Genomic DNA, 866 nt, shown 5'->3' with positions numbered 1-866 from the left:
CTTGTATCTGCTCTGGGCTAGCATACGCGCGGGTAAGCGCTATCACACCATGCTCCGAATCTCCACTTGAGTAGGCATTCAGACCTTGTACTCTCTGAGCAATGTTAAAATCGATAATTTTCGGCGTACCATCTCTGCATACCAGTATATTTTCAGGTTTTAGATCACCATGCAGCACTCGATTCTGGTGCGCATATTCAATGGCTAAACAGATGTCTCGAAACAACATCAGTTTTTGATCAAAATTTAGCGATTGAGTTTTCAGATGGTGATCCAAACTGACGCCATCCACAAACTCCATCACTATGTATACGGAACCTTGATAGATACCAGCGTCATAGACCTTAGCAATGTTGGAGTGACTAAGGCGTGCCAACAGTTGGGCCTCCGAAAAAAGTGTCTCTTTTCCTAAAAGCCCCAATACTTCGGGATGAAAAAACTTTATCGCATACTGATGATGGAACAGCGAATCATGCCGTTTGGCGTAGTAAACAGATGCGAATCCGCCCCTTCCTAACTCGTGGCCGATGAGATAACGATCGATGTATTCACCTTCAAAAGAAGTGGGGATTGGAGTACTTGAAGATAAATGTTCTTCTAGCGCGTCAATGACCGAGTCGCCGTTCGCGCACTTGAGCCACTGATCGACCTTCTGGGCCAGTTCAGGGGAATGATTTCGGATTTCAGTAAGAGCAGAGTTTCGCTCTAGAGTGCTTTTATCAATCAATTGATAGAAGAGTTGGGTGCTACTGAGGTTAAAGTCCATTTTAAGTATCAGTTATTATAGCCACTGGTTTTATATCCCAGAACTTTTGACCCTATCAATTGCGGGGAAATAACTTGATACAGTTTGTAGGCTCTTGAAA

At 43.8% G+C, this 866-nt stretch carries 1 protein-coding gene; it reads right to left on the bottom strand.

From position 1 onward, the window contains the following. The coding region (locus KIV40_RS27695) for a serine/threonine-protein kinase (protein WP_285352406.1) at positions 1 to 766 on the bottom strand (766 nt) is incomplete at its 3' end. Positions 767 to 866 lie beyond the last annotated feature (100 nt).

This window comes from Vibrio sp. D173a (assembly GCF_030248475.1).
Note: the sequence above shows the minus strand (reverse complement) of the source record. Positions and strands in the feature narration are given on the sequence as shown.